We start from the raw sequence: 23259 nt of genomic DNA, 5'->3' as shown, positions 1-23259 counted from the left end.
ATGCTCCCCGCATGTCTATGTCTGAACGGTCCGGCGCCCGCCGGAGTCTTGCCGCGCTGCTCGGCACGTTGGCCCTGCTCGGCGTGGCCGGGTCCGCCGGGGCGGATGGCCTGCCCCGGCCCCGACCGGTCACCTACGTCTGCCAGGGCGGCGTGCGCGTGCAGGTCACGCCGATGGGTGACACCGCCATCGTGAGTTTTGCCGGCCGCACGACCACCCTGTCGCTGATGCCCGGCGGATCGTTCCGCAACGACCGGGTCACGTGGGCCACGCAGGGCGGGACGTCCTCGCTGCGCGACAACGCGACGGGCCGCGTGCAGCTCAGCGGGTGCCGGCCCCTGCGCTGACGGCCGCGCTCAGGGCCGAGTACGGCCCTTGGGCATGCTGACGCCCAGGCCGGTCAGGAACGCGCCCACCACCGACAGCCCGTAGGTGATCAGCACGTTGTTCAGCGGGCTGGGGAAGTTCGTGCTGCGGTTGGCGTTGGCGACCGCGTGCAGCTGGTTGATGTCGATCACGTCCTTGCCGAGCAGCACGGCCGACACCACGATCACGATGACGCCCACCAGGACCAGCAGCCGGGACAGGATACGCATGGGCGCATCTTACCCTGACCTCTCCTCAGCGCCACGCCAGCGCGCGGGTGCGGGTGGGAATGCGCCAGAAGCCGGTGGTGGCCGTCACGTACAGGGTGGTGCCGTCCGGGCCCCCGAAGCACACGTTCGCCACGGTCTCCGGGAACGGAATCCGTCCGAGTTCCTCACCGTCGTGCGTCAGGACGTGCACGCCGTCCCCGGCGCTGCTCCAGATGCGGCCGGCCTCGTCCACGCGCAGGCCGTCGGTCTTGCCGGGGGACACGCGGAAGTGTTCACCGGCCAGCGTGGCCTGCCCGTCCGGGGTCACCGCGTAGCGGTACGTGGCGGCGTCCTTGCCGGTGTCAGCCAGCAGCAGCGTGTCCGCCGACGCGAAGACCAGCCCGTTCGGCTTGTCCCGGTCGCGGATGGGCGCCGTCAGGGTGCCGTCCGGAGCGAGGCGGTACACGTAGTTGCCGGCCTGCTCGCGCGTGCCGCCGTACCCCTCCTCGGGCTTGTCGATGCCGTAGGTAGGGTCGGTGAACCACAGGCTGCCGTCGGGGTGCAGCGCCACGTCGTTCGGGGAACTCAGCTTCTTGCCCTCGAACGAGTCGGCCAGCACCGTCCACGAGCCGCCCTGCTCCTGGCGCAGCAGCGCCCGCTGCCCGTGCGAGCACGCGATCAGGCGGCCCTGCGCGTCCACGCAGTGGCCGTTCTGGTGGTGGCTGGGGTTCATCTCCTCCCGCAACTCCCCGCTGTCCGAGTACGACCACGTGCGGTTCTGCCGCACGTCGCTGAACACCACCACGCCGCGCGACGGCACGTAGGCCGGGCCTTCCGTCCAGGTATAGCCGCTGCCGAGCTGTTCGGGCTGCGCGCCGTCGGGGAAGAGGTCGAGGAACTCGGGCCGGGCCGCGTGCAGGGTCATGCGCCCATGCTGCGCGCCCGCCGCGCCGCGCACGTGGGGGCCGTCTAAAGGAGGCGGGGCTGACGCGCCGGTCAGGGGCGGTCACGGCGTCAGGAACACTGGGGGCAAAGCGGCGCCCCGTGCCATTCCGTCCGGGGCGCAGGGGTATGCTGGGAGGCGTTATGACGGGATCTCAGACGATCATGTCGGGGGCGAACGCGGCCTTCATCGAGGGGCTGTACGAGGCCTACCTGGCCGACCCCGGAAGCGTGGACGCGCAGTGGCGCTCCTACTTCGACGAGGTGCGCGGCGGCGCCCGCGAGACCGCGCACTCGCCGGTGCAGCAGGCCTTCTACGACCTCGGGCAGTCGCGCCGGGGCGGCGCGGCCCCCGCCCCCACGGTCAGCGCGAGCGGCGCACAGCAGGCGGCGGGCGCGCTGATCACCGCGTACCGCGTGTACGGGCACATCAGCGCGCGCAGCAACCCGCTGCGCATGCGCGGCCTGCCGGTCGTGCCGGAACTCACGCCCGAGTTCTACGGCCTGACCGAGGCGGACCTGAATGAGCACGTCAAGGACGGTCCCTTCGAGGGCACGCTGCGCGACGTGATCTCGCAGCTTCAGGAGACGTACTGCGGCTCCATCGGCTTCGAGTACAACTCGCTGCCGGCCCGCGAGCGCCAGTGGTTCCAGTCGCGCATCGAGACGGGCCGTGGTCAGGCCCGCCACGACCTGAGCGTCGAGGAGCGCCGGCGCCTGATCGCCAAGCTCACGGCCGCCGAAGGGCTCGAACTGTACCTGCGCAACAAGTACCCCGGCGTCAAGCGCTTCGGGCTGGAGGGTGGCGAGAGCTTTATTCCGCTGGTCGACCGCATCATCCAGCAGGCCGGGCGCGTGGGCGTGAAGGAAGTCGTGCTGGGCATGGCCCACCGCGGGCGCCTGAACACCCTGGTGAACATCTTCGGCAAGCAGCCCAGCGACCTGTTCGCGGAGTTCGACGGCAAGAAGCGTCTGAGCGACGACCCGGACGTGGCCGGCGACGTGAAGTACCACATGGGCTTCTCCAGCGACGTGCGCACCCCCGGCGGGCCGATGCACCTCGCCATGGCCTTCAACCCCAGCCACCTGGAGATCGTGTCGCCGGTGGTCCACGGCAGCGTGCGCGCCCGCCAGGACCGCCGCGGCGACGCCGAGCGCCGCACGGTGCTGCCCATCACGGTGCACGGCGACGCGGCCGTCAGCGGGCAGGGCGTGGTCATGGAGACCCTGAACCTGTCGCGGCTGCGCGGCTTCGCCACCGGCGGCGCGGTCCGCATCGTGATCAACAACCAGATCGGCTTCACGATCAGCGATCCGCGCGACACCCGCTCCAGCCGCTACTGCACCGACATCGCCAAGGTCGCCAACGCGCCCGTGATGCACGTGAACGGCGACGATCCGGAAGCCGTGGCGTTCTGCGGCGACCTCGCCGTGGCGTACCGCCAGGAGTTCGGCAAGGACGTGTTCATCGACCTGATCGGCTTCCGCCGCAACGGGCACAACGAGGGCGACGAGCCGCGCATGACCCAGCCGATCATGTACCGCGAGATCGACCAGCACCCCGGCGCACGCGCGCTGTACGCGCAGCAACTCGAGGCGTCGGGCATCCTGGCGGCCGGCGAGGGCGACGCGCTGGTCGGGAAGTTCCGCGACAAGCTCGACGCCGGCGCGTCGGTCGTCGAGGAGATGGAGAACCTCGCGCAGAGCAAGCTGGCCGTGGACTGGAGCGGCTACACCCACACCCAGTGGACGGACGAGGTGTCCACCGCCGTGCCGCGAGGCAAGCTGACGGAACTCGGCGAGAAGCTCGCCACCGTGCCGGAGGGCTTCAAGGTGCACCGCACCATCGAGCGCACCGTGATCACGCCGCGCCGGGCCATGGCGCGCGGTGAGCAGCCGCTCGACTGGGGCATGGGCGAGATGCTCGCGTACGCCAGCCTCCTCGACGAGGGCTACAGCGTGCGCCTGGTCGGTCAGGACAGCGGCCGCGGCACCTTCGTGCACCGCCACGCCGTGCTGCACGACCAGAACGCCAGCGATCCCCTGAACGAGGAGTACATGGCCCTGGCGCACCTGTCGCCGGATCAGGGCCGCGTGGAGGTCGTGGACTCCACCCTGTCGGAGGAGGCGGTGCTTGCCTTCGAGTACGGGTACTCGACCAGCGAACCCAAGAGCCTGGTCGCGTGGGAAGCGCAGTTCGGGGACTTCGCGAACGGCGCGCAGGCCGTGGTCGACCAGTTCCTGTCGGCCGGCGAGAGCAAGTGGCAGCGCCTGTCGGGCCTCGTGATGCTGCTGCCGCACGGCTACGAGGGCGCCGGCCCCGAGCACTCCAGCGCCCGCCTGGAACGCTACCTGCAGCTGTGCGCGCAGAAGAATATGCAGGTCGTGGTGCCGTCGAGCGCCGCGCAGATCTTCCACCTGCTGCGCCGCCAGATGCTGCGCCCGTACCGCAAGCCCCTGATCGTGATGACGCCCAAGAGCCTGCTGCGCAACAAGCTCGCCATGAGCCCGCTGTCGGACCTCTCGGACGGCCGGTTCTGCGAGGTGATCGGTGACCCGGACGTGGTGGGCGCCCGGCGCGTGGTGATCAGCAGCGGCAAGCTGCACTGGGAACTCAGCGAGGCGCGCGACGCCGACCGCGACGGCTACGCCGGCACCGCCCTGATCCGCCTGGAGCAGCTGTACCCCTTCCCGGCCGAGGCGCTCGCGGCCGAGCTGGCCAAGCACCCCGGCGCGCAGGTCGTGTGGGCGCAGGAAGAGCCCGAGAACCAGGGCGCGTGGCTGATGATCTGGGAGGACCTGGAGTGCGTGCTCGCGCCCGGCCAGACCCTCGGGCACGCCAGCCGCGCCCGCAGCGCCAGCACCGCGACCGGCTACGCCAGCGTGCACGCCCGCGAGCAGGCCGCCGTGATCGCTGCCGCACTCGGCGAGCGGATCCAGCGCCAGGTCGTCGAGGAACAGAAGGAACTCGCGGAAGTCGCCGAGCAGCAGGGCTGAAGCCAGTCGGTTGGGCTCAGGACGGAAACCGTGGCTGATACGCACGGCGGGCCCGTGCGTAACGGCGCAGGGTCCGCAGCATCAGCGCGGCCGCCAGAGCCACGCCGCAGATGATCCCGGTCACGACGCTTGCCCGCTCCGATCCGCCCACGCTGCCCGTGACCAGTTCGCCGAGCACGCCTGCGGTCACGGCGGTGATCAGGCCCACGAGTTCCGGCGTTCCGGACAGCGCCTGAATGACGCTGTAGCCGGTGTACCGGTGGAACACCGTGCCGTACGTCTGCGCGATGCCGGCCTCGTCGTCGTGGAGGCCGGTCACAAAGTACGGCGTGAGTTCCGGGGCAATTTCCAGATAGGCATGCCGGAGCCGGTTCATGCCGATCAATAGCCCGATTTCCTCGAGGTTCGCGTCGCTCAGGCGGGCGTAGGTCAGGAGGCCGATGAGCAGGACGACCGGTAACAGCAGCAGCGCGAAGCCCCGGAAGGCGGGGCCGAACGCGGTGGCGTTGCCCACCAGCGCGAGGGCCACGACGGCACCGGACACGACCGTCAGGAACATGCCCGCACGGCTGAAGGTCTCGGTCCACGTGAGCGAGCGGGTGGCCAGCAGACTCCAGTGTTCGGTGGCGAGAATCTGGGCGCGCACCGCGTCGCTGGTGCCAGGGTGCTCCGTGAGGGTCGGCGTCTGAAGCGTGGGCTCACTCATGCGTCCTCCAGGATCCACGGGTCGGGTTCAGGCCGCATTGTGGCAGACGGCAGGATTCGCCAGGGGATGACAGACTGAGTCCATGACCCGCGCCACCGTGCTCGTCCTGGGCAGCCTGAACCTCGACATCCTGCTGCGCGTGCCGCACCTGCCCCGCGCCGGCGAGACCATGCACTCGCTGGGGCTGGAGCACATGCCCGGCGGGAAGGGCGCGAATCAGGCGGCGGCGTGTGCGGCCCTGGGCACGCCCACCCGCATGATCGGCGCGGTCGGCACCGACGACGCCGGAGAACGGTTGCTGGACGCGCTGCGTGACCGTGGCGTGGACGTGGGCCACGTGCGCCGGATCGCGGACACCGCGACCGGGCAGGCCTATATCCACATCGCCCCGGACGGCGAGAACACCATCACGCTGCACGGCGGCGCGAACGCGCTGGTGGGCGCGCCGGAGCTGGCCGCTCTGGACGCCGCGCTGCCCGGTGCCCACGCCCTGCTGCTGCAACTGGAGGTGCCGCTGGACGTGACCGTGGAGGCCGCCCGGCGCGCCCGCGCCGCCGGGGTGACGGTCATCCTCGACCCTGCGCCCGCCGCGCCGTCCCTGCCGGCCGACCTGCTGGCCGCCGTGGACCTCCTCACGCCCAACGAACACGAGGCCCGGACGCTCAGCGGGCAGGACGACGTGCGCGCCGCCGCGCACACGCTGCTGGACCGGGGCGTGCGGCACGTCATTGTCAAACGCGGCGCGCAGGGCGCCCTGCTGCTGGACCGCGACGGCGAGCAGACCTTCTCCGCGCCGCCCGTGCAGGCCGTGTCCACCGTCGCCGCCGGGGACACCTTCAACGGAGCGCTGGCGGCCGCCCTGGCCGGAGGTGCCCGCCTGCCGGACGCCGTGGCCTTCGCCGTCCGGGCTGCGAGCCTGCGCGTCACGCGGCCCGCTGGGTACGGGCACCTGCCGACCAGGGGGGACATGGGCTACAGATTCCAGGGCTGAACTTCCGTGCACTGTGTTCACTCCGCGCGCCGTTCCCGCGTCAGTCACACGCGGGGGCAGGGTAGAATCCGGGGCGTTATGGCGGATATCAAAGTTCCCGTGTTCAGCGAGTCGGTCAGCGAGGGCACCCTGCTCGCGTGGCACAAGCAACCTGGCGAGGCCGTGAAGCGCGGCGACCTGCTGGCCGAGATCGAGACGGACAAGGTCGTCCTCGAGATCCAGGCGCAGCAGGACGGGGTGCTCGCGAATGTCCTGAAAAACGAGGGCGACACGGTGCTCAGCGAGGAGCTGCTGGGCACGCTGGGCGACGCGGGCAGCGCCGCCCCGGTTCCGGCCGCCGCGGCCACTCCGGCCACCCCCGCCCAGGTGGCGCCCGCTGCGGCCGCGAACGAGGCCACGCGCCGCGACGACCTGTCCCCGGCGGTGCGCAAGGTCGTGACCGAGCAGGGCCTTGACCCGGCGACCATTCCCGCCACCGGCCCGAAGGGCAACATCACCAAGGAAGACGCGGTGGTGGCGGCGCAGGGGGGCCTGACCTACCAGGGGCCGCAGTCGGCCGCCGAGCCCGCCAGCATGAAGGCGGCGACCACGCCCGCGCCTGCCGCCGCGGCCGCCCTGCCGGCCGGGCCGCGCACGGAGCAGCGGGTGTCCATGACGCGCATCCGCGCCCGGATCGCCGAGCGCCTCAAGGAGGTGCAGAACACGGCCGCGCTGCTGACCACCTTCAACGAGGTGAACATGAAGCCGGCCATGGACCTGCGCAAGAAGTACCAGGACCAGTTCGTGGCCAAGCACGGCGTGAAACTCGGCTTCATGAGCCTGTTCGTGCGCGCCGCGACCGAGGCCCTCAAGGCCTTCCCGATGGTGAACGCCAGCGTGGACGGCAAGGACATCATCTACCACGGGTACTACGACATCGGTATCGCGGTGGCGTCCGAGCGCGGGCTGGTCGTGCCGATCCTGCGCGACACCGAGCAGCTCAGCCTCGCGGCCATCGAGAAGGGCATCGCGGAGTTCGCGCAGAAGGCCAAGGGTGGCAAGCTGACCCTCGAGGACATGAGCGGCGGCACCTTCAGCATCACGAACGGCGGCACCTTCGGCTCCATGATGAGCACCCCGATCATCAACGCCCCGCAGAGCGCCATCCTGGGCATGCACAACATCATCGAGCGGCCGATTGCCGTCAGTGGGCAGGTCGTGATCGCTCCGATGATGTACCTCGCGCTGTCGTACGACCACCGCATCATCGACGGCAAGGAAGCCGTGCAGTTCCTGGTGATGATCAAGAACCTGCTGGAAGACCCGGCGCGTATCCTGCTGGAGCTGTAATCCGGCGCTCGGCCCCCGGCGCTCACCCTCCCTTCATGGGTGTGGTGGGCGCTGTTTCTGGCGCGCCGTCAGGGTTTTGCCAGATGACGCCGCCTACAGTGGGGTCATGAGCGCTTTGCAGGGTCGCCTGGGCGGGTTCACCGCCGGTCTGGATCTGAACGGGGAATGGGACGGTCATCAGCTGCGCGGCCGGATCGGCACCTTCACGGACGGGCACAACGTCGTCGTGGGCCTGGGCCGCGGCGCGCTGGAAGGCCGCGTGGGGTCATTCACCGACGGCTTCGACGTGCGCGCCGAGGTCGCGGGTGGGCAACTGCTGCTGCACCTGGGCGGCTACACCGACGGGCTGGACGCCGTGCTGACCTTCACGCCGGAGGGCGCGACCGGGCACTACGGCACCTTCACCGAGGGCGTGGACGTCGTCCTGAACCGGGAAGAAGACGAGGTGCGCGGCCGCTTCGGATCGTTCACGCAGGGCCTGGACATCCGGGTGAGCCTGGGGGACGTGCCGCTGCCGCTCGCGGCAATCCTGGCCGTCGGCGCGTACCGCGTGTGGACGCAGCGGGAACACGCGGCCAGCACGCGCCGCTGAAGACCCTGAACGCCAACGCGCCCGCCCGGCAGCGACCGGCGGGCGCGTTCACGTAAGCCGTCAGTGCGCGAGGACGTCCGCGCTGAGGTCCTCGGGGCGGATCGCGCCGGTCATGACCGACACCGTGTCGGCCATGCTGATCTTCTGGGGGTTGAGCAGCGCGGCGCGCTTGCCCATGCGGTGCACGTGGATGCGGTCGGAGATCTCGAACACGTGCGGCATGTTGTGCGAGATCAGGATCACCGGCAGGCCCTTGTCGCGCACCTGGCGGATCAGGTCCAGCACCATGTTGCCCTCACGCACGCCGAGCGCGGCGGTGGGTTCGTCCATGATCACCACGTGCCGCGCGAAGGCCGCGCTGCGCGCCACGGCCACGCCCTGACGCTGCCCGCCCGAGAGCGTCTCGACCGGCTGACTCATGCTCTTGATGGCGAACTGGAGGCCCTGCATGTGGCGCGTGGCCTCGTCCAGCATCTTCTTCTTGTCGATGATCTTCAGCAGCTTCGCCAGCGGGCCGGGCCGCAGGATCTCGCGGCCCAGGAACAGGTTCTCCGCGATGGTCATGGCGGGCGCCACGGCCAGGTCCTGGTACACCGTCTCGATGCCCTCGCGCCGCGCATCGATGGGGCTGCGGAAGCTCACGGGCTTGCCTTCCAGGAAGATCTGGCCCTCGTCGGGGATCAGTGCGCCGGACAGCGCCTTGATCAGGCTGCTCTTGCCCGCGCCGTTGTCGCCGATCACGGCCAGGATCTCGGCGGGGCGCAGCTCGAAGTCCGCGCCGTTGATGGCGGTGACATGCCCGTAGCGCTTGATCAGGCCGCGCGCTTCCATGACCAGCGGCGCCGCGGACATGCCGGTGGCGGTGGGGTGGGCGTGCAACTTCTCGGCGGCGCTCATGACTTCCTCCGGGAGAACTGGTCGGTGGCGACGGCCAGGATGATCAGGATGCCCGTGATCAGCACCTGGTAGACGGAGTTCACGCCCGCCAGCGTCAGGCCCACGCGGAACACGCCGACGATGATGGCGCCCAGCAGCGTGCCCAGCACGTTGCCGCGTCCGCCGAAGAGGCTGGTGCCGCCCAGCACGGCGGCCGTGATGCTCTCCAGGTTCTCGGTCTGCCCGGCGTTCGGGTCGCCGGCGCCGACGCGGCCGACCAGGATCAGCGCCGCGATGCCGTAGAACAGCCCGGCGGTGGCGTACACGCCGATCAGCAGGCGGTCCGTGAAGATGCCGCTCAGGCGCACGGCCTCGGGGTTGTTGCCCAGCGCGTACACGTGGCGGCCGGTGGCGGTGCTGCCCAGGAAGAACCACGCCAGCGCGAACAGCAGCACCATCAGCACCGCGCCGAAGGTGAACGGCACGCCCAGCACGTTGAAGGTGTTGCCCAGGAAGTTCAGCGCGGGCGGCAGGTTGTTGATGGTCTGCGCGTTGGAGTAGATCTGCGTGGTGGCGAACACGATGCCGTACATGCCCAGCGTGGCGATGAACGGCGGCAACCGCAGCCGGGTGATCAGCACGCCGTTCAGGCCGCCGATTACGGTGGTCAGGGCCAGGCCCAGCAGGATCGCCAGCACCGCCGGCACGCCCTGCTCGACGGCCAGTTTGGTCATGACCATGCTGCCCAGCGCCATGATCACGCCGCAGCTCAGGTCGATCCCGGCAGTCAGGATGATCAGCGTCTGCCCGATGGCGAGCACGGCGACGTACGAGATCTGCTTGAGGACCAGCGACAGCGTGTTGCCGGTCAGGAAGCGGTCGGACTGGGTGGCGAAGAAGATGCAGGCCAGCAGAAGCGCGATCAGCGGGCCCAGGGTGCTCAGGCTGGGCATCTGGAAGCCGCTCTTGGCCGGTGGTGCAGTGGTGGGTTGGGTCATGGTGCGCTCCGGATCAGGGGAGAAAAAAGGCTCAGCGGACACGGCCGACAGTCGGACACCCGGACGGGCGTGCGGGAGGCGTGGGGCGGACAGCTGGTGTGGCTACAGCATGCCACTTCCGGCGTTCAGGTGTGGCGAGAGCTACGGCCCGCGGCTCAGGGCCGCGAGTCCGTAGCTCCGCTGACGGAACGACAGGTCTATCTGGGGCGCAGCGCGGGGGCGGCGCCGGGACTTACTGACCCCAGCAGTTCGCCAGGCCGTACTTGCCGGTCTGGCTCTTGACGCCGGCGGCGGGCTTGTTGGTGATCAGGTTCACGCCGGTGTCGGTGTAGCCGCTGACCTTCTTGCCGGTCTTGGCGTAGTTGACGCCCGCCGCGACGCCCATGGAGGCCATCTTCAGCGGATACTGCTGGCTGGTCGCGCCGATCACGCCGGCCTCCACGTTGCGCACGCCGGCGCAGCCGCCGTCCACCGAGACGATCAGCACGTCCTTTTCCTTGCCGGCGGCCTTGAGCGCCTGGTACGCGCCGGCGGCGGCGGGCTCGTTGATGGTGTACACGAGGTTGATGTCCGGGTTCTTCTGGAGGCAGTTCTCCATGGCGGTCTGGCCCTTGGCCTGGTCACCGAAGGAGTCCTGGGCGCACGCGACGCTGGTGTTCACCTGGCTCATGCTCTTGGAGGTCACGCCGGCCACGCCGAAGCCCTCCAGGAAGCCGTTGTGGCGCGCGATGCCCACCGGCTGGCCGGGGAACAGGTCGAGGGTGGCGATGACGGCCTTCTTGCTGCCCATGGTCTTCTTCGCCCACTGGCCGATCAGCAGGCCGGCGTTGTAGTTGTTGGTGGCGAACAGGGCGTCCACGGCGCTGGCGGGCTCGGTGGGGGAGTCCAGCGCGATCACCATCACGCCGGCGGCGCGGGCCTTGGCGATGGCCGGCACGATGGCCTTGGAGTCGCTGGGCGTGATCAGGATGGTCTTGGCGCCCGCCGCGACCATGTTCTCGATGGCGGTGACCTGGCCGGCGTTGTCGCCGTCGCTCTTGCCGGCGCCGGTCATCAGCTTGGCGCCCAGGCGGGTCGCTTCCTTCTGCGCGCCCTCTTTCATCTTCACGAAGAAGGGGTTGGTATCGGTCTTGGTGATCAGGCCGATGATGGGCTGCGAGCCCTGGGCCAGGGCGCTGGTGACGACCGCGGCGGCGGTCAGGGCGAGGGTGGCGGTGGCGGCGAACACTTTGGCTTTTTGCATGGTGGATCTCCTTAACGTGAGTGGGGCGAGGGGCCGAGGGATGGACGGGAGGAGCGCTTGGCATGGTCGGCCGTGTGGGGCGGACCGGTGGAATTGCGGATCACGAGTTCGGTCTGGAGCTGTACGCGCACGGGTGTGGCGGGGTGGGCCACGCCCAGCTGGCCGATCAGGTGCTCGCACGCGAGGCGGCCCAGGTCGTACGCGGGCTGTGCGATCACCGTCAGGGGAGGGGACATCGTCTGCGCCCAGCGCGAGTCGTCGAAGCCGACGATCGAGACGTCGTGGGGAATGTCGAGGTTCAGTTCGCGGGCAGCCAGCACGGCCCCGACCGTCATCTCGTTGTTGCCGACGAACAGCGCGGTGGGGCGCTCCGGCTCGGGCAGGGTCAGCAGGTGGCGGGCGGCGCGGTAGCCGTCGTCCTCACGGTGGTGGCCGGGCAGGACCAGGGCAGAGTCGTAGTTCAGGTGGGCGCGTTTCAGCGCGGCGCGGTAGCCGTCGTGGCGGTCGATGGCGGTGCTGATGTCCTGCTGCCCCACGATCATGCCGATGCGGCGGTGCCCGAGTTCGATCAGGTGCTGCGTGGCGGCCATGGCGCCGCCCACGTTGTCCACGGTCACGGTGGTGGTGCCGGGGTGGCCACTCACGCGGTCGAGTTCCACGACCGGCAGGTTCGGCAGGGTGCGCAGGTGCGCGCGGGTGCCGCTGGTGGGCGCCACGATCAGGCCGGTGGGCAGGTGGCCGCGCAGGGTCTCCATGGCGCGCAGTTCCTTGGCCGGTTCCTCGTCGCTGTTGAACAGGAACACCGTGTAGCCGTGGCGGTCCGCGGCGTCCTGCGCGCCCTTGGCGATTAGCGCGTGGAAGGGGTTGAGGATGTCCGCGACGATCAGGCCGATGGTGCGGGTCTCTTTCTGCCGCAGGCTGCGGGCCAGCACGTTCGGCTGGTACCCGAGTTCCTGCGCGGCCTGCACGACCCGTTCGCGCGTGCCGGCCGCCACCATGTCCGGCCGGCTCAGCGCGCGTGACGCGGTGGCGGTGGACACGTTGGCGAGTTTGGCGACGTCCTGGATACTGGGCATGGAAACGGACACCTCGGGTGGGAGCGTGCGGAGCTGCGCCGGACTCGCTCCCGGGTGGAGGTCATCCGATGCAAACGATTACATTTGGTGACGTCAGTGTGCACTCCGGTTCAGTAATTGTCAAGCTCTGCGGTGCCACGCAGGAGAAGACGTAAAAAAACCGTCCAGCACGCCATTCGCGTGGAGGACGGAGTCTGGCCGGGTCGGCCGGGGGTGGGTCGGCGGCCTCCTGCGGCCGTGTGGGTTGCAGCGCTCTTGCTGCAAGGCTGGCGTGACTGTGGCCCGGGGTGCCCGTTCAGCCAGGTTCCAATCAGGGAGCCGTCGCTGCGCTCTCCAGCAGCACGTCCAGCGTCTGCCACGGGAGTGCCGCGCACTTCACGCGCGTGTGCAGCGTATGGACGCCCTGGAGCGCCGCCAGGTCCCCCAGGGCGCCGTCGGCCTCGCCCGTGCGGAGCATGTGCAGGAACGCGTGCTCCAGCTCGGCCGCCTGCGCCAGCGTCTTGCCCCGCAGGGCGCCCGTCATCAGGCTGGCGCTGGCCTGCGAGATGGCGCAGCCCTTCCCGGTGAAGCGCGCGTCCGCGATCACGTCCCCATCCACGCGCAGCATCAGCTGCACCCGGTCGCCGCAACTGGGGTTGTGCCCGGCCTCGCGGTGGGTCGCGTCCGGCAGCTCGCCGTAGTGCCGCGGCCGGCGCGAGTGGTCAAGGATCACCTGCTTGTAGAGGTTCTCGAGTGTGCTCATCCCGCCTCCCTGCGTGCGGCCATGCTACGCCTGGGCGTGCCGGCGGGCGCATTAAGATTCCTGTCACACGGCGCGGGGCAAGCTGTGGTCCTGCACGGCGGGCAGCGCGGCACTCCGCGCCCACCGCCTCCTCCAGACCAGAGGCCGCGCCCCGGTGTTTCCCCGAGAGCGCGGCCCCGTCGTGTGGGTGTCACTTCACGCCGTACAGCGCTCCGTACTTGCCGCGCAGGTAGGTCAGGTACGGCGCGACAGTCATGGGTTCGCCCGTCACGCGCTCCACGAGTTCCGCCGGCGGGTAGGTGCCGCCCGGCGCATACACGTGCTCTCGGAGCCAGCCGTGCAGGCCGGCGAAGTCGCCGCGCGAGAGGTCCGACTCCAGCCCCGGCAGGTCGCGCTGCGCCGCCGCGTAGAACTGCGCGCTCAGAACGTTCCCCAGCGTGTAGCCCTGGAAGGCCCCGCCGATGCCTCCGCCGTACCAGTGGACGTCCTGCAATACGCCGTCGATGTCGTCTGGGGCGCGCACGCCCAGGTTCGCGGCGTATGCCGCGTGCCACGCGTCCGCCAGGTCGTGCACGGCCAGCCGGCCCGCCAGCAGCTCGCGTTCCAGCTCGTAGCGGGTGATGACGTGCAGGTTGTACGTCAGTTCGTCCGCGTCCGTGCGGATCAGGGAGCGCTGCGCGGCGTTCACGGCCGCGTACATCTCGTCTTCCGTCACGTCCGCGAGCTGCTCGGGGAAGGCGTCGCGCAGTGTGGGGAAAAACGCTGTCCAGAACGCACGCGAGCGGCCTACCAGGTTCTCCCACAGCCGCGACTGGCTCTCGTGCACGCCGGCGCTCACCCCGCCGCCCAGCGGCGTGCCCAGCAGCTCCGGTGCCACGCCCTGCTCGTACAGCGCGTGCCCGGTCTCGTGCAGCGTGGAGTACAGCGCCTCGGACACGTCGCGCTCCTTCACGCGGGTGGTGATCCGCACGTCCTGATCGCCCAGCCGGGTCATGAAGGGGTGCGCGGTGAGGTCCTGCCGGCCGCGCGTCACGTCGTAGCCGTACGCCCGCGCGATGTCCTGCCCCACCCGCAGCTGCGTCTCGACCGGGTAGGCGCGGAACAGGAAGTCCGTGCGGGGTGCCGGGGCCTGCGCCACGGCGTCCACCAGCGGCACCAGGGCGTCGCGCAGCTCCGCGAACACGCGGTCGACCACGGCGGCAGTCATGCCCTCGTCGGACTGGTCGATGAAGTAGTCCATGGGCGACGCGAACTCCGGGAAGTACGCCGCCGCCTGCAGGCTCAGGTCCAGGGTCTTGTCGAGGTACGGCACCATGCGCGCGAAGTCGTTCTGCGGCCGGGCCTGCACCCACGCGGAGTAGCTCTCGCCGGTGTGCTGCGAGAACGCCTGCACGAACGCGGCGGGAAAGCGGGTCGCTTCCTCGAAATCGCGGCGGGCCACCGCCAGGGTGCGCGCCTGCACCGGCGTCCAGTCGCTGCGGGCCTGCGCGGTGTCGAGCAGCCGGCCGTACTCGGCGTCGGTCATGCGGGCGTGGCGGATCCCGGACAGCAGCGCCATCTGCCGCGCCCGGCCCTCGGCGGCGGCGGCCGGCAGGAAGGTGCTCTGGTCCCAGCCGAGCAGCGCGCCGATGCCGCCCAGATCCGAGAGCGTCTGCCAGTGGGCGCACAGGGCGTCCCAGGTTCCGTCCGCGTGCGGTGGGGTCATGGGCGCAGCGTAGCGCGTGGCCCACCGCACCGTGACTTCCGGGGGCGTTCGACCTGGGCGCGGCGGGTAGACTGGCGGCATGATCCGCGTGCTGCTCGTCGATGACCATGCCCTCTTCCGCCAGGGACTGCGGAGCCTGCTGGAGTCCGAGGGCATGCGCGTGATCGGTGAGGCCGCCAACGGCCGCGAGGCCCTGCGCTACGCCGCCGACACGCATCCCGACGTGATCCTGATGGACATCCAGATGCCTGAACTCGACGGCGTGAAGGCCACCCAGAGCATCCTGGAGATCGACCCGCAGGCCCGCGTGATCATGATCACCATGTACCGCCAGGACCGCTACGTGTTCGAGGCCGTCAAGGCCGGCGCGCGCGGCTACATCCTCAAGGACGCCGACGCCGCCACGCTGCTCGACGCGATCAAGCGGGTCGCGGCGGGCGAGGCGCTGCTCGACGCGGACATGGCCCAGAACGTGCTGGACGACTTCCGCGACAAGCGCGAGGAACTGCCCAGCGAGAAGCACGCCGATCTCAACGAGCGCGAGACCATGATCCTCAAGCTGCTCGCGCAGGGCTTCTCGAACCAGGACATCGCGCTGCGGCTGGACATCAGCGAGAAGACGGTGCGCAACCGCCTGTCGGAGATCTTCACCAAGCTGCAGCTGAACAACCGCACCCAGGCGGCCCTCTACGCGATCCGCGAGGGTATCGCGAACCTCGAATGAGCCGCGCTCCCCGAGTGGCGGCCGCGCCGGCGCCCGTCACCTTCCGCGCCGGCTGCGGCCGCGAGTGGGTGGTCGCGTCCCGGGAGCCCGACCTGGCGTACACGGAGCAGGCCTTCCCGGAGTGCCCCACGTGTCCGCACCGCGTGGAGCCGGACGGCGCCGCGCCGTTCTGCACCCTGCGCCCGGTCGGCACCGCCCATCCCTTCGCGGCGCTGGCCGGCCTGGATCTGCCGGAGTAGGCGTGGCCGGACCCGCGGATCACCTGCTGGCCGATCTGCGCGGCCGGGGCTTCACGGGCCACGTGGGCCTGCGGGTCACGGCGCTGGACGGCACGGAACTCGCCGCCGTGAATGCCGACCGCGTGTTCCCGGCGGCGAGCACCATCAAGGTGCCTCTGCTGGTCATGGCGCTGGAGTGGGCGCAGCGGGGCGACCTCGACCTGGACGCCCGCGTCGTGATGCAGGACGCCGACCGCGTGCCCGGCGCGGGCGTGCTGCACGACCTGTGCGGCGGCCTGGCCCTCACGTGGCGGGACGTGCTCACGCTGATGATCGTCGTGAGCGACAACACCGCCACCAACCTCGTCATCGGGCACGTGGGAGTCGGGGCGGTGAATGCGTGGCTGGATCACCACGGCCACGCCCACACCCGGCTGATCGGCAAACTCCAGCTGCCGCCGGAGCAGCGCAACGCAGCGCAGCGGCGCGGAGAGCGCAACCGCACGACCGCCTTCGAGCAGACGGCGCTGCTGGGCGCGCTCGCGCGCGGCGACGTGCTGGACGCGGCGCACACGGCGCTGGCACTGGACATCCTGGCCCGTCAGCAGCACCGCGACGTGATCGGCCGGCGGCTGCCCAGGAACGCGGACGGCACGCCGCGCTACCGGCTGTGCTCCAAGAGTGGCGAGCTGGAGGGCGTCCACCACGACGTCGGTGTCCTCTACACGCCCCGGCCGCTGGTCGTGGCGCTGCTCTCGGAGGGCGGCACGGACCGGCGCGAGCACCCGGAGAACCGCGACGTGGCGCTGCTCGCGGACGCGCTGTGGCCCCTGCTGGCCGCCCTGGGCGAGGGGGACGCTGGCGGCCCGTCCGGGGACATTTAACCGCACGGTCAGGCGCAGAATGCAGGGTGCCAGGATGCTCGGAAGTCCGTGTCAAGCGCTGCTGAGGGCTCCTCTGGCGCATGCTATGCTGGCCCGCATTTAGGCGGCATGAGCTCAGCCCGCGTCGCGAGACCGGGTCAGTCCAGGGGTGAGGGAGAGGGAACGTGGAAAGAAACGACGCTGTCATGCCGTGGGTCGCCATCGTGAGCGCGGCCATCATGTGGATTCTGCTGCTGTTTCTGTTCAACAAGGAAACCGCGCCCAAACCGGTGGTCGTCGATCCGGCGGTCGTGGCGAACATCGGCAAGGAGTGGCCGACGGTCGGCAAGTCGGTCTTCGCGTCGGCGGGCTGCGTCGGCTGTCACGGCGCTCAGGGCCAGGGTGTGGTCGGGCCGAAACTCGCCGGCGACGAGAAGATCCTCAAGGACCCGGTCTACGTGCACACCATCATCGTGAAGGGCAAGGGCGGCATGCCCGCCTTCGAGGGCAAGCTCAAGGACAACGAGATCTACGCGGTCGCAAACTACGTCCTGAACTCGTGGGGCAATAAGATCGACCCGCTGCTGACCCCCGCCGCCGTCGCGGCCGGCCAGAGCAAGGTCGATCCGGCCGTGCTGAAAAACCGCAGCCGCTTCGTGCCCGAGGATTTGAAGCTCCCGGAGATCTTCCTGGCGACGTTCATCATGGTGCTGCTCACGTACGGCGTGATCGGGCTGTACTCGGTGTGGGCCGAGGGCATGGAACTGCACCCTGGCATCCACAAGGTGCGCTCCACGCCGCTCGCGGTGCTGGGCATGGTGGTCACCCTGGCCCTGACGGTGCTGTTCAGCGTGCTGTTCGTCCACCAGATGGTCGTGGACTACGCCGGGTGGGGTGCGCGCGAGGCCGTGATGCCGAACGTGACCGCCGAGGGCTTCTACGCCGCCATGATCGTCCTGACGCTGGCCCTGGCCATTGGCCTGTACAAGAAGTTCTTCATGGACGGCGAGGTGCTGGTCGAGGACGCCAGCGGCGAATTCCCCTGGTGATTTCCAGGGTTCCCCGATATCAGGAGAGGTTGGAACGATGACCCGTTACAGAAAACAGGACCCTGAACTCACCCGCCGCAAGTTCATCAACGCGGCCATGGGCGGCGCGGCGGCCGTCGGTACCCTCAGTCTGGTCAGCGCGCTGGGCAGTGCCAAGCCCGTGTTCCGCCTGACCCCGGCCCTCGCGCCGCCCATGGCGGGCGACGTGCTGGTGCACGCCGACCCCAGCCGCTACGGCGAGCCGGTCAAGGTCTCCGACCTGGGACTGCAACTCGTGCGCGCGTGGCCGCAGGGTAAGGACAAGAACGGCGACCCGGTCATCCGGGACCAGGACCCCACCAGCGTGCTGGCGATCTTCAAGTACCCGGCCGGGCAGGTCCAGGAGCCGACCGACCTGAACGCCACCATTGACGGCCAGATCGTCGCGTACGGGGACCGCTGCATGCACGCCGGATGCAACGTGGGCAACAACGACCAGCAGCCGGGCTTGATGAACTGCCCGTGCCACTCCGGCCAGTACGATCCCAAGCTGGGCGGCAAGGTCATCGGCGGTCCGCCGCCCGCGCCGCTGCCGCAGCTGCCGATCAAGATGGACGGAGACAAGATCGTCGCCACGGGCTTCTTCCTCTCCAGGCCATACGGCTACACCAAGGAAGAGGACTGGAAAGCGTACACCGAACAGGTGAAGGAGGTTCTCGGATGAACCAGTGGCTGGATGAACGCCTGCACATCTCGCGCCTGAACGACAAGTTCCTGCGCAAGGCCTTTCCTGTGCACCACTCCTTCTTTCTGGGGGAGATCACGCTCTTCAGCTTGATCGTGCTGATCATCACCGGCATCCTGCTGGCGCTGTCGTATGAGCCGAGCAACTCACTGGTCACGAACTCCTTCGATCCCGGCACGTCCGCCAAGCCGAACCTGATCCCGGCGGCGTACCACTCGGCCCTCAAGATCAACGCCATGCCCTTCGGGGACATGCTGCGCCGCCTGCACCACTGGATGGCGAACATCATGATCGCGGCCGCCGTGATCCACATGATGCGCATCTACTTCACGGGCGCCTTCAAGAAGCCCCGCGAGATCAACTGGTGGATCGGCATGCTGCTGCTGATCTTCGCCGGCCTGACCGCCGTGACCGGCTACATCCTGCCGTACGACAACTACGCGTACCAGACGGTCGGCGTGGTGTACGCCATCACCAAGTCCGTGCCGTGGGTCGGTGACTGGGCCGCGCAGGCTGCCTTCGCCGGACAGTTCCCGGGCGCCGGGATCATCCCGCGCATCTACGGCTACCACATCATGCTGCTGCCGGGCATCCTGCTCGCCCTGACCGGCGCGCACATGCTGATCATGATCAAGCAGAAGCACACGCAGCCGCAGTACGCCAAGCGTCTGGCGTACAAGAAGATCGTGGGCGTGCCGCTGATCACCCAGCAGACCCCCATCATGCTGCTGCTGGCCCTGCTGTTCACCGGCATCGTGATGCTGTTCGCGGCCTTCATTCCGGTGCACCCGGTGGAGGTCTTCGGACCACCCAGCTCCACGCCGATTCCGAACATCAAGCCCGACTGGTACCTGTTGTGGGTCTTCGGCGCGCTGGCGATCATCCCCGGCTTCGACCTGGAACTCCTGGGCGGTTCGATCAGCGCCGAGTTCGTGGGCGCCATGGTCTTCCCGGGGATCGTCATCGGCGCGATGTTCGCCGTGCCGATGCTCGACCGCAGCAAGGAGAACCTGTACTACGCCGAGAACCCGACGAACCATCCGGTGCGTCTGGCGGCGGGCACCGCGTTCATGGGCTTCATGCTGGCGCTGTCGCTGGCCGGCTACAAGCCCGACCTGATCGAGGCCGGTGTCCTGACCACCGCGAACGCCAACGCCATCCTGTGGATTCTGGTGTTCGTCGTGCCGGCCCTGACGTACTTTGCGACCATCGGGATCGTCCGCCTGATCCGCGCCCTGCGTGAAGCGGATGAGCGCGACGCGGCCGTGCACTCCGGTCAGCTGGGCCACTCGGCCGCCGACGACTGAGCGAACAGCCCTGAATGAAAGCGGCCCCACCACGAGGCGGGGCCGTTTCCGTTTGGGCTAGCCTGCGGGTATGGATGATCTGGCCGCAGGGCTCGCTTCTCTGGCGCGGAAGATCGGACTGGATGGCCACGCCGTGGAGGACGCGCCGGAGGCAGCGGTTCGGGAATTTACAGCTGCGGTTTTGGAGGAACTCGCGGCGCGCGGCCTGATCGCCGGCCAGGTGGAGCTGGACTGCTGGGCGCAGCCGCGCAGTCCACTGTCCTGAACTGCATTCGGCCACAAGGCGACGGCCGCCCCGGTGTGGGGCGGCCGTAGGAGCTGGAGGAGTCGGATTCAGGCCTGGACGCTGCGTGACGGGCGCATCACGGTGACCTGTTCCTCGTTCTGGCGGGCGCCGGCGGCATAGCCCACCTGCGCGCCGAACTGCCACGCGAGCTTGAGCATGAACTGGATGGCTTCCTCGTCGCCGCTGCGGATCAGCACGCGCAGGTGTTCGGGAAGGCCGTCGGGGAGGGGCATCTGGCCGAGTTGCTCGCCGTACTCCGCGCGGAGCCGCTCGAACCACTCGGCATACGGATTGCTCGCAGCAGGGTTCGTCATGCGCCCAGCTTAACACGACCACACTCAAGGAATGTAAGCCCAGAGTTGGGCATGTCTCAACATGTCATGCGCTCTGGCGCCCGCCTATAGGCCAGGGCGCACAATTCCGTTTCCCCAATAGGAGTACGCTTCACACATGACGGCGACCTCCCTTCCCGACACCAGCGGCGCCACCCCGGCTCCGGACATCACGATCAGCGAATTCGGCGCCCAGAAGGCGAACAGCATCCTGGCGAGCAGCGGCAAGGAAAATGCCGGTGTGCGCGTGTTCATTAAGAGCGGCGGCTGTAGCGGCTACCAGTACGGCATGGCCATCGACGACCGCGAACTCGACGGCGACACCATCGTGTACGACCGTGGCGTGAAACTGCTGGTCGACCACATGAGCCTGCCCCTGCTGCGCGGCAGCGAGGTGGACTTCGTCGAGAACATGATGGGCGGCGGTTTCACCGTCCACAACCCCAACGCCACGTCTTCGTGCGGCTGCGGCCATTCCTTCCGGACTGACTCCTCGCAGGCCCCGGACGGTGAGGGCAGCGGCGGCTGCGCCAGTCACTGAGGAGTTCCACCAGTTCACCTTCGACCAGGGCCCGCCGGGCCCTTTTTTCATGCCGTGCGGCGTCCTCAGGTGCGGGTGGATGCGTCTCGCTGAGAGCGGCGTGGACGTGCCCACCGCGCGCTGGCAGGCCGAAGTGTCCCGCTCTGGCCCCCTTCGTTGTCCGCATGGCCGATGCGGGTGTCCCGCTCCGAATATCGACTGTGACGCTGTTTTTGGAGGCGCTCCCACCAGTGCTGGGATTTTTGCTGTGCCACGCGGGAAGATCACGTATGCTTCTGGGCATGATCGTGCTCGGCATCGACCCTGGACTCGCGAACCTCGGCCTCGGACTGGTCGATGGAGACGTCCGCCGGGCCCGGCACCTGTACCACGTGTGCCTCACCACCGAGAGCGCGTGGATCATGCCCCGGCGCCTGCAATACATCCACGAAGAGGTCAGCCGCCTGCTGGCCGAATACCAGCCCGACGCGGTGGCCATCGAGGATCAGATCCTGCGCAAGCAGGCCGACGTGGCCTTCAAGGTCGGCCAGGCCTTTGGTGTGGTGCAGCTCGCGTGTGCGCAGGCCGGCGTGCCCATCCACGCCTACGGTCCCATGCAGGTCAAGAAAGCCCTGGTGGGTGCCGGCCGCGCCGAGAAGGAGCAGGTGATCTACATGGTCAAGGCCACGCTCGGTGTGCGCGAGCTCTTCAACAACCACGCCGCCGACGCCCTGGCACTGGCCCTGACCCACCTCGCCCACGCGCCCATGCAGGCCCGCGCGGCCGCGCTGGTCACCTGAACCGTGCTGTTGCCGCTGCTGGCCTCCACCGCCCTGACCTTCGCATGGCTGTGGTTCTTCGTGCGGCGCGACCGGCATCCGGAGCCGCTGGCGCTGCTGGCCCGGACCTTCGGCTGGGGGATGTTCGCGTGGCTGGTCGCTGCGGCCTTTGAAGCGAGCCTTGGCCGCGTCCTGAATTCCACAGTGCTCGCCGCACTGCTGCTGGTGGCCCTCTTGACCGCCGGAATCGAGGAGGGCAGCAAGTTCCTGGCCGCCAGCACCGCGATCTCCGAGGCCTCCTTCGACGAGCCGATGGACGGCCTGGTGTACGCCGTGACCGCTGCGCTGGGCTTCGCGCTGATGGAGAACCTGACGTATTCGCTGGGGTTTGGCGCGCGGGCCGGCACGTGGCACGCCGTCATCACCACGCTGGCGCATGCGCTGTTCAGCGCCCCGCAGGGCTACGCGCTGGGCGGCCTGCACTGGCAGCGGGGCCGGACGTGGGTGGTGCAGGGCGTCGCGCTGAGCATTACTCTGCACTTCGTGTTCAACAGCATCCTGAGCAGTTCGGCCGGCTGGCCGCTGCTGCTCGCGCTGGGTCTGGTGGTCGTGCTGATGGTCGTGCTGGCCGGACGCTATTACCTTACCTTCGAGGCCTTCGCCCGCCAGACGGGTGATCCGCGCCAGGGGTCACAGGAGCGTCCGCGTCACGTGCCGCCCTCCTCCTAGACCGAACAGAGCGAGGCCTTCAGCCATCACAGGGTAGGATGCCCCGTCTGCCCGTCCACCCAGTGGGCGCCGTCCTCGTCCGCTTCATGCTTCCACACGGGCACGTGCACCTTCAGGTACTCGATGATCTGGTCGCAGGCTTCCAGCGCCGCGCGGCGGTGCGGGCTCGCCACGCCGATCAGAATGCTGGCCTCACCAGGCTGGAGCCGTCCCACGCGGTGCTGCACGAAGATACGCAGTTCGCCATGCTGCTCGCGGGCTGCCTGCGCCGCGCCGTGCATCACCTTCACGGCCATCGGTGCGTATCCCTCGTACTCTATGGACTCCACCACGTGCCCCTTGTTGGGGCTGCGGACCGTGCCCACGAAATACGCCTGCGCGCCGTACTCCGGTTTCACGAGGTAGGCGTCGGCGGCGTCCAGCTGCAGGGGATCGGCCGTGATCTCGCAGTGTGTGCCGGCGTCTGCGCCGCTTCCTCCCGCCACGGGGGGCAGGAACGCCACCTCGTCGCCCGGCTGCACGACCTGGTCCGGCGCGGCGTAAGCCTCGTTCACGGCGACCATGCAGCCCTTCAAGTTCACAGGATGTGCCTGCTCGATCAGGGCTGCAATCGCCCGGACGTCCGCTCCGTCCGGCGCCTCCAGCTCTATCTGCTCGACGCCGATTTCCCGCTTCAGGCGGGCAAAAAACACGACCTTCACGCGCATGCCCGGAGCGTAGCACGATCCGTCGTGGGCAGGAGTTGACAGAACACGTTAAGGCCTGTATTGTTTCTGAGCCTCTTCGGAGGCGAGGCGCATGACAACCCGGACGAGAAGAGCGAGAACTGCGAAGTGTACGCGCGCTTCACGAGAAGCGCGCGACTGAATGACGCAAGAGGTCAAGAGAACAAGGATCCACGGTGGATGCCCTGGCACTGGAGCCGATGAAGGACGCGATTACCTGCGAAAAGCCCT

26 protein-coding genes are annotated in these 23259 nt (G+C 69.1%); 15 read left to right on the top strand and 11 right to left on the bottom strand.

The window, feature by feature from the left end:
* The first annotated feature begins 11 nt into the window (after positions 1-11).
* The gene (locus HNQ07_RS16300; RefSeq protein ID WP_184113720.1) at positions 12-347 is read left to right on the top strand and encodes a hypothetical protein; all 336 of its coding nucleotides are present in this window, start codon (positions 12-14) and stop codon (positions 345-347) included.
* 9 nt (positions 348-356) lie between these two features.
* Here HNQ07_RS16300 and HNQ07_RS16295 read toward each other — a convergent pair whose 3' ends face one another.
* Positions 357-596: a hypothetical protein gene (locus HNQ07_RS16295; RefSeq protein WP_184113718.1), complete on the bottom strand. Its 240-nt coding sequence runs from the start codon at positions 594-596 to the stop codon at positions 357-359.
* Between the two features lie 25 nt (positions 597-621).
* A complete protein-coding gene (locus tag HNQ07_RS16290) occupies positions 622-1500 on the bottom strand; it encodes an SMP-30/gluconolactonase/LRE family protein (RefSeq protein ID WP_184113716.1) in 879 nt (292 codons plus the stop codon).
* Positions 1501-1661: 161 nt separating this feature from the next.
* Here HNQ07_RS16290 and HNQ07_RS16285 point away from each other — a divergent pair, with 161 nt between their 5' ends.
* The gene (locus HNQ07_RS16285; protein WP_184113714.1) at positions 1662-4514 is read left to right on the top strand and encodes a 2-oxoglutarate dehydrogenase E1 component; all 2853 of its coding nucleotides are present in this window, start codon (positions 1662-1664) and stop codon (positions 4512-4514) included.
* A 16-nt stretch (positions 4515-4530) separates the two neighbouring features.
* Here the strand turns inward: HNQ07_RS16285 and HNQ07_RS16280 are convergent, their stop codons facing one another.
* On the bottom strand, positions 4531-5220 hold the full coding sequence (locus tag HNQ07_RS16280) for a hypothetical protein (protein WP_184113712.1): 690 nt from the start codon (positions 5218-5220) through the stop codon (positions 4531-4533).
* A gap of 82 nt (positions 5221-5302) precedes the next feature.
* On the opposite strand from HNQ07_RS16280, the gene HNQ07_RS16275 reads away from it, so the two are divergent.
* The 3 genes from HNQ07_RS16275 (at position 5303) to HNQ07_RS16265 (ending at position 8132) form a co-directional block, all read left to right on the top strand.
* A complete protein-coding gene (locus tag HNQ07_RS16275) occupies positions 5303-6211 on the top strand; it encodes a ribokinase (protein ID WP_184113710.1) in 909 nt (302 codons plus the stop codon).
* A gap of 78 nt (positions 6212-6289) precedes the next feature.
* On the top strand, positions 6290-7540 hold the full coding sequence (gene odhB / locus HNQ07_RS16270) for a 2-oxoglutarate dehydrogenase complex dihydrolipoyllysine-residue succinyltransferase (protein WP_184113708.1): 1251 nt from the start codon (positions 6290-6292) through the stop codon (positions 7538-7540).
* 106 nt (positions 7541-7646) lie between these two features.
* Positions 7647-8132 (top strand): hypothetical protein, encoded by a 486-nt coding sequence (locus HNQ07_RS16265; protein ID WP_184113706.1) that lies wholly within the window; start codon positions 7647-7649, stop codon positions 8130-8132.
* Positions 8133-8192: 60 nt separating this feature from the next.
* On the opposite strand, the gene HNQ07_RS16260 is transcribed toward HNQ07_RS16265, so the two are convergent.
* From HNQ07_RS16260 to HNQ07_RS16235, 6 genes are all read right to left on the bottom strand, one after another.
* Positions 8193-9029, bottom strand: coding sequence for an ATP-binding cassette domain-containing protein (locus HNQ07_RS16260; RefSeq protein ID WP_229832148.1), 837 nt, complete (start codon positions 9027-9029; stop codon positions 8193-8195).
* Positions 9026-10006 carry an ABC transporter permease gene (locus HNQ07_RS16255; RefSeq protein ID WP_184113704.1) on the bottom strand — a complete coding sequence of 327 codons (981 nt, stop codon included), beginning with the start codon at positions 10004-10006 and terminating at the stop codon, positions 9026-9028. Before HNQ07_RS16255 ends, HNQ07_RS16260 begins: the two co-directional genes overlap by 4 nt.
* A gap of 232 nt (positions 10007-10238) precedes the next feature.
* Positions 10239-11249 (bottom strand): sugar ABC transporter substrate-binding protein, encoded by a 1011-nt coding sequence (locus HNQ07_RS16250; protein ID WP_184113702.1) that lies wholly within the window; start codon positions 11247-11249, stop codon positions 10239-10241.
* 11 nt (positions 11250-11260) lie between these two features.
* Positions 11261-12325 carry a LacI family DNA-binding transcriptional regulator gene (locus tag HNQ07_RS16245; RefSeq protein ID WP_184113700.1) on the bottom strand — a complete coding sequence of 355 codons (1065 nt, stop codon included), beginning with the start codon at positions 12323-12325 and terminating at the stop codon, positions 11261-11263.
* A gap of 310 nt (positions 12326-12635) precedes the next feature.
* Complete coding sequence (sufU, locus tag HNQ07_RS16240; protein ID WP_184113698.1) at positions 12636-13067, bottom strand: Fe-S cluster assembly sulfur transfer protein SufU; 432 nt, start codon at positions 13065-13067, stop codon at positions 12636-12638.
* A 190-nt stretch (positions 13068-13257) separates the two neighbouring features.
* Positions 13258-14772: a carboxypeptidase M32 gene (locus HNQ07_RS16235; RefSeq protein ID WP_184113696.1), complete on the bottom strand. Its 1515-nt coding sequence runs from the start codon at positions 14770-14772 to the stop codon at positions 13258-13260.
* A 79-nt stretch (positions 14773-14851) separates the two neighbouring features.
* On the opposite strand from HNQ07_RS16235, the gene HNQ07_RS16230 reads away from it, so the two are divergent.
* From HNQ07_RS16230 to HNQ07_RS16200, 7 genes are all read left to right on the top strand, one after another.
* On the top strand, positions 14852-15496 hold the full coding sequence (locus HNQ07_RS16230; RefSeq protein WP_184113694.1) for a response regulator transcription factor: 645 nt from the start codon (positions 14852-14854) through the stop codon (positions 15494-15496).
* Entirely contained in the window at positions 15493-15735 is a 243-nt protein-coding gene (locus tag HNQ07_RS16225) for a hypothetical protein (RefSeq protein WP_184113692.1), read from the top strand. The genes HNQ07_RS16230 and HNQ07_RS16225 overlap by 4 nt, the downstream gene beginning before the upstream one ends.
* A gap of 2 nt (positions 15736-15737) precedes the next feature.
* Complete coding sequence (locus HNQ07_RS16220; RefSeq protein WP_229832150.1) at positions 15738-16598, top strand: serine hydrolase; 861 nt, start codon at positions 15738-15740, stop codon at positions 16596-16598.
* A gap of 164 nt (positions 16599-16762) precedes the next feature.
* Positions 16763-17626 carry a c-type cytochrome gene (locus HNQ07_RS16215; RefSeq protein WP_184113688.1) on the top strand — a complete coding sequence of 288 codons (864 nt, stop codon included), beginning with the start codon at positions 16763-16765 and terminating at the stop codon, positions 17624-17626.
* 37 nt (positions 17627-17663) lie between these two features.
* The gene (locus HNQ07_RS16210) at positions 17664-18329 is read left to right on the top strand and encodes a Rieske 2Fe-2S domain-containing protein (RefSeq protein WP_184113686.1); all 666 of its coding nucleotides are present in this window, start codon (positions 17664-17666) and stop codon (positions 18327-18329) included.
* A complete protein-coding gene (locus tag HNQ07_RS16205) occupies positions 18326-19657 on the top strand; it encodes a cytochrome b (RefSeq protein WP_184113685.1) in 1332 nt (443 codons plus the stop codon). The genes HNQ07_RS16210 and HNQ07_RS16205 overlap by 4 nt, the downstream gene beginning before the upstream one ends.
* A gap of 70 nt (positions 19658-19727) precedes the next feature.
* Positions 19728-19922: a hypothetical protein gene (locus HNQ07_RS16200; RefSeq protein ID WP_184113683.1), complete on the top strand. Its 195-nt coding sequence runs from the start codon at positions 19728-19730 to the stop codon at positions 19920-19922.
* Positions 19923-19990: 68 nt separating this feature from the next.
* Here the strand turns inward: HNQ07_RS16200 and HNQ07_RS16195 are convergent, their stop codons facing one another.
* On the bottom strand, positions 19991-20257 hold the full coding sequence (locus HNQ07_RS16195) for a DdrH (RefSeq protein WP_184113681.1): 267 nt from the start codon (positions 20255-20257) through the stop codon (positions 19991-19993).
* 136 nt (positions 20258-20393) lie between these two features.
* On the opposite strand from HNQ07_RS16195, the gene HNQ07_RS16190 reads away from it, so the two are divergent.
* The 3 genes from HNQ07_RS16190 to HNQ07_RS16180 all read left to right on the top strand — a co-directional run bounded on the left by HNQ07_RS16190 (position 20394) and on the right by HNQ07_RS16180 (position 22303).
* Complete coding sequence (locus HNQ07_RS16190; RefSeq protein WP_184113679.1) at positions 20394-20816, top strand: HesB/IscA family protein; 423 nt, start codon at positions 20394-20396, stop codon at positions 20814-20816.
* A 281-nt stretch (positions 20817-21097) separates the two neighbouring features.
* Entirely contained in the window at positions 21098-21595 is a 498-nt protein-coding gene (gene ruvC, locus HNQ07_RS16185; protein ID WP_184113676.1) for a crossover junction endodeoxyribonuclease RuvC, read from the top strand.
* A gap of 3 nt (positions 21596-21598) precedes the next feature.
* A complete protein-coding gene (locus HNQ07_RS16180) occupies positions 21599-22303 on the top strand; it encodes a PrsW family intramembrane metalloprotease (protein WP_184113674.1) in 705 nt (234 codons plus the stop codon).
* Between the two features lie 26 nt (positions 22304-22329).
* On the opposite strand, the gene moaD is transcribed toward HNQ07_RS16180, so the two are convergent.
* A complete protein-coding gene (gene moaD, locus HNQ07_RS16175; RefSeq protein WP_184113672.1) occupies positions 22330-23010 on the bottom strand; it encodes a molybdopterin converting factor subunit 1 in 681 nt (226 codons plus the stop codon).
* Between the last annotated feature and the right edge of the window lie 249 nt (positions 23011-23259).

Source organism: Deinococcus metalli (assembly GCF_014201805.1).
GTDB classification, from domain to species: Bacteria; Deinococcota; Deinococci; order Deinococcales; family Deinococcaceae; genus Deinococcus; species Deinococcus metalli.
This window is presented reverse-complemented; position numbering and strand designations above follow the sequence as displayed.

What these genes read in the sequence shown, in the direction of transcription:
- HNQ07_RS16235 (WP_184113696.1), bottom strand. Translation starts at nt 14,772, where the DNA reads ATGACCCCACCGCACGCGGACGGAACCTGGGACGCCCTGTGCGCCCAC.
- HNQ07_RS16295 (WP_184113718.1), bottom strand. Translation starts at nt 596, where the DNA reads ATGCGTATCCTGTCCCGGCTGCTGGTCCTGGTGGGCGTCATCGTGATC.
- HNQ07_RS16280 (WP_184113712.1), bottom strand. Translation starts at nt 5,220, where the DNA reads ATGAGTGAGCCCACGCTTCAGACGCCGACCCTCACGGAGCACCCTGGC.
- HNQ07_RS16205 (WP_184113685.1), top strand. Translation starts at nt 18,326, where the DNA reads ATGAACCAGTGGCTGGATGAACGCCTGCACATCTCGCGCCTGAACGAC.
- odhB (WP_184113708.1), top strand. Translation starts at nt 6,290, where the DNA reads ATGGCGGATATCAAAGTTCCCGTGTTCAGCGAGTCGGTCAGCGAGGGC.
- moaD (WP_184113672.1), bottom strand. Translation starts at nt 23,010, where the DNA reads ATGCGCGTGAAGGTCGTGTTTTTTGCCCGCCTGAAGCGGGAAATCGGC.
- HNQ07_RS16255 (WP_184113704.1), bottom strand. Translation starts at nt 10,006, where the DNA reads ATGACCCAACCCACCACTGCACCACCGGCCAAGAGCGGCTTCCAGATG.
- HNQ07_RS16300 (WP_184113720.1), top strand. Translation starts at nt 12, where the DNA reads ATGTCTATGTCTGAACGGTCCGGCGCCCGCCGGAGTCTTGCCGCGCTG.
- HNQ07_RS16230 (WP_184113694.1), top strand. Translation starts at nt 14,852, where the DNA reads ATGATCCGCGTGCTGCTCGTCGATGACCATGCCCTCTTCCGCCAGGGA.
- HNQ07_RS16210 (WP_184113686.1), top strand. Translation starts at nt 17,664, where the DNA reads ATGACCCGTTACAGAAAACAGGACCCTGAACTCACCCGCCGCAAGTTC.
- HNQ07_RS16285 (WP_184113714.1), top strand. Translation starts at nt 1,662, where the DNA reads ATGACGGGATCTCAGACGATCATGTCGGGGGCGAACGCGGCCTTCATC.
- HNQ07_RS16245 (WP_184113700.1), bottom strand. Translation starts at nt 12,325, where the DNA reads ATGCCCAGTATCCAGGACGTCGCCAAACTCGCCAACGTGTCCACCGCC.
- HNQ07_RS16200 (WP_184113683.1), top strand. Translation starts at nt 19,728, where the DNA reads ATGGATGATCTGGCCGCAGGGCTCGCTTCTCTGGCGCGGAAGATCGGA.
- HNQ07_RS16225 (WP_184113692.1), top strand. Translation starts at nt 15,493, where the DNA reads ATGAGCCGCGCTCCCCGAGTGGCGGCCGCGCCGGCGCCCGTCACCTTC.
- HNQ07_RS16190 (WP_184113679.1), top strand. Translation starts at nt 20,394, where the DNA reads ATGACGGCGACCTCCCTTCCCGACACCAGCGGCGCCACCCCGGCTCCG.
- HNQ07_RS16290 (WP_184113716.1), bottom strand. Translation starts at nt 1,500, where the DNA reads ATGACCCTGCACGCGGCCCGGCCCGAGTTCCTCGACCTCTTCCCCGAC.
- HNQ07_RS16275 (WP_184113710.1), top strand. Translation starts at nt 5,303, where the DNA reads ATGACCCGCGCCACCGTGCTCGTCCTGGGCAGCCTGAACCTCGACATC.
- ruvC (WP_184113676.1), top strand. Translation starts at nt 21,098, where the DNA reads ATGATCGTGCTCGGCATCGACCCTGGACTCGCGAACCTCGGCCTCGGA.
- HNQ07_RS16260 (WP_229832148.1), bottom strand. Translation starts at nt 9,029, where the DNA reads ATGAGCGCCGCCGAGAAGTTGCACGCCCACCCCACCGCCACCGGCATG.
- sufU (WP_184113698.1), bottom strand. Translation starts at nt 13,067, where the DNA reads ATGAGCACACTCGAGAACCTCTACAAGCAGGTGATCCTTGACCACTCG.
- HNQ07_RS16265 (WP_184113706.1), top strand. Translation starts at nt 7,647, where the DNA reads ATGAGCGCTTTGCAGGGTCGCCTGGGCGGGTTCACCGCCGGTCTGGAT.
- HNQ07_RS16250 (WP_184113702.1), bottom strand. Translation starts at nt 11,249, where the DNA reads ATGCAAAAAGCCAAAGTGTTCGCCGCCACCGCCACCCTCGCCCTGACC.
- HNQ07_RS16195 (WP_184113681.1), bottom strand. Translation starts at nt 20,257, where the DNA reads ATGACGAACCCTGCTGCGAGCAATCCGTATGCCGAGTGGTTCGAGCGG.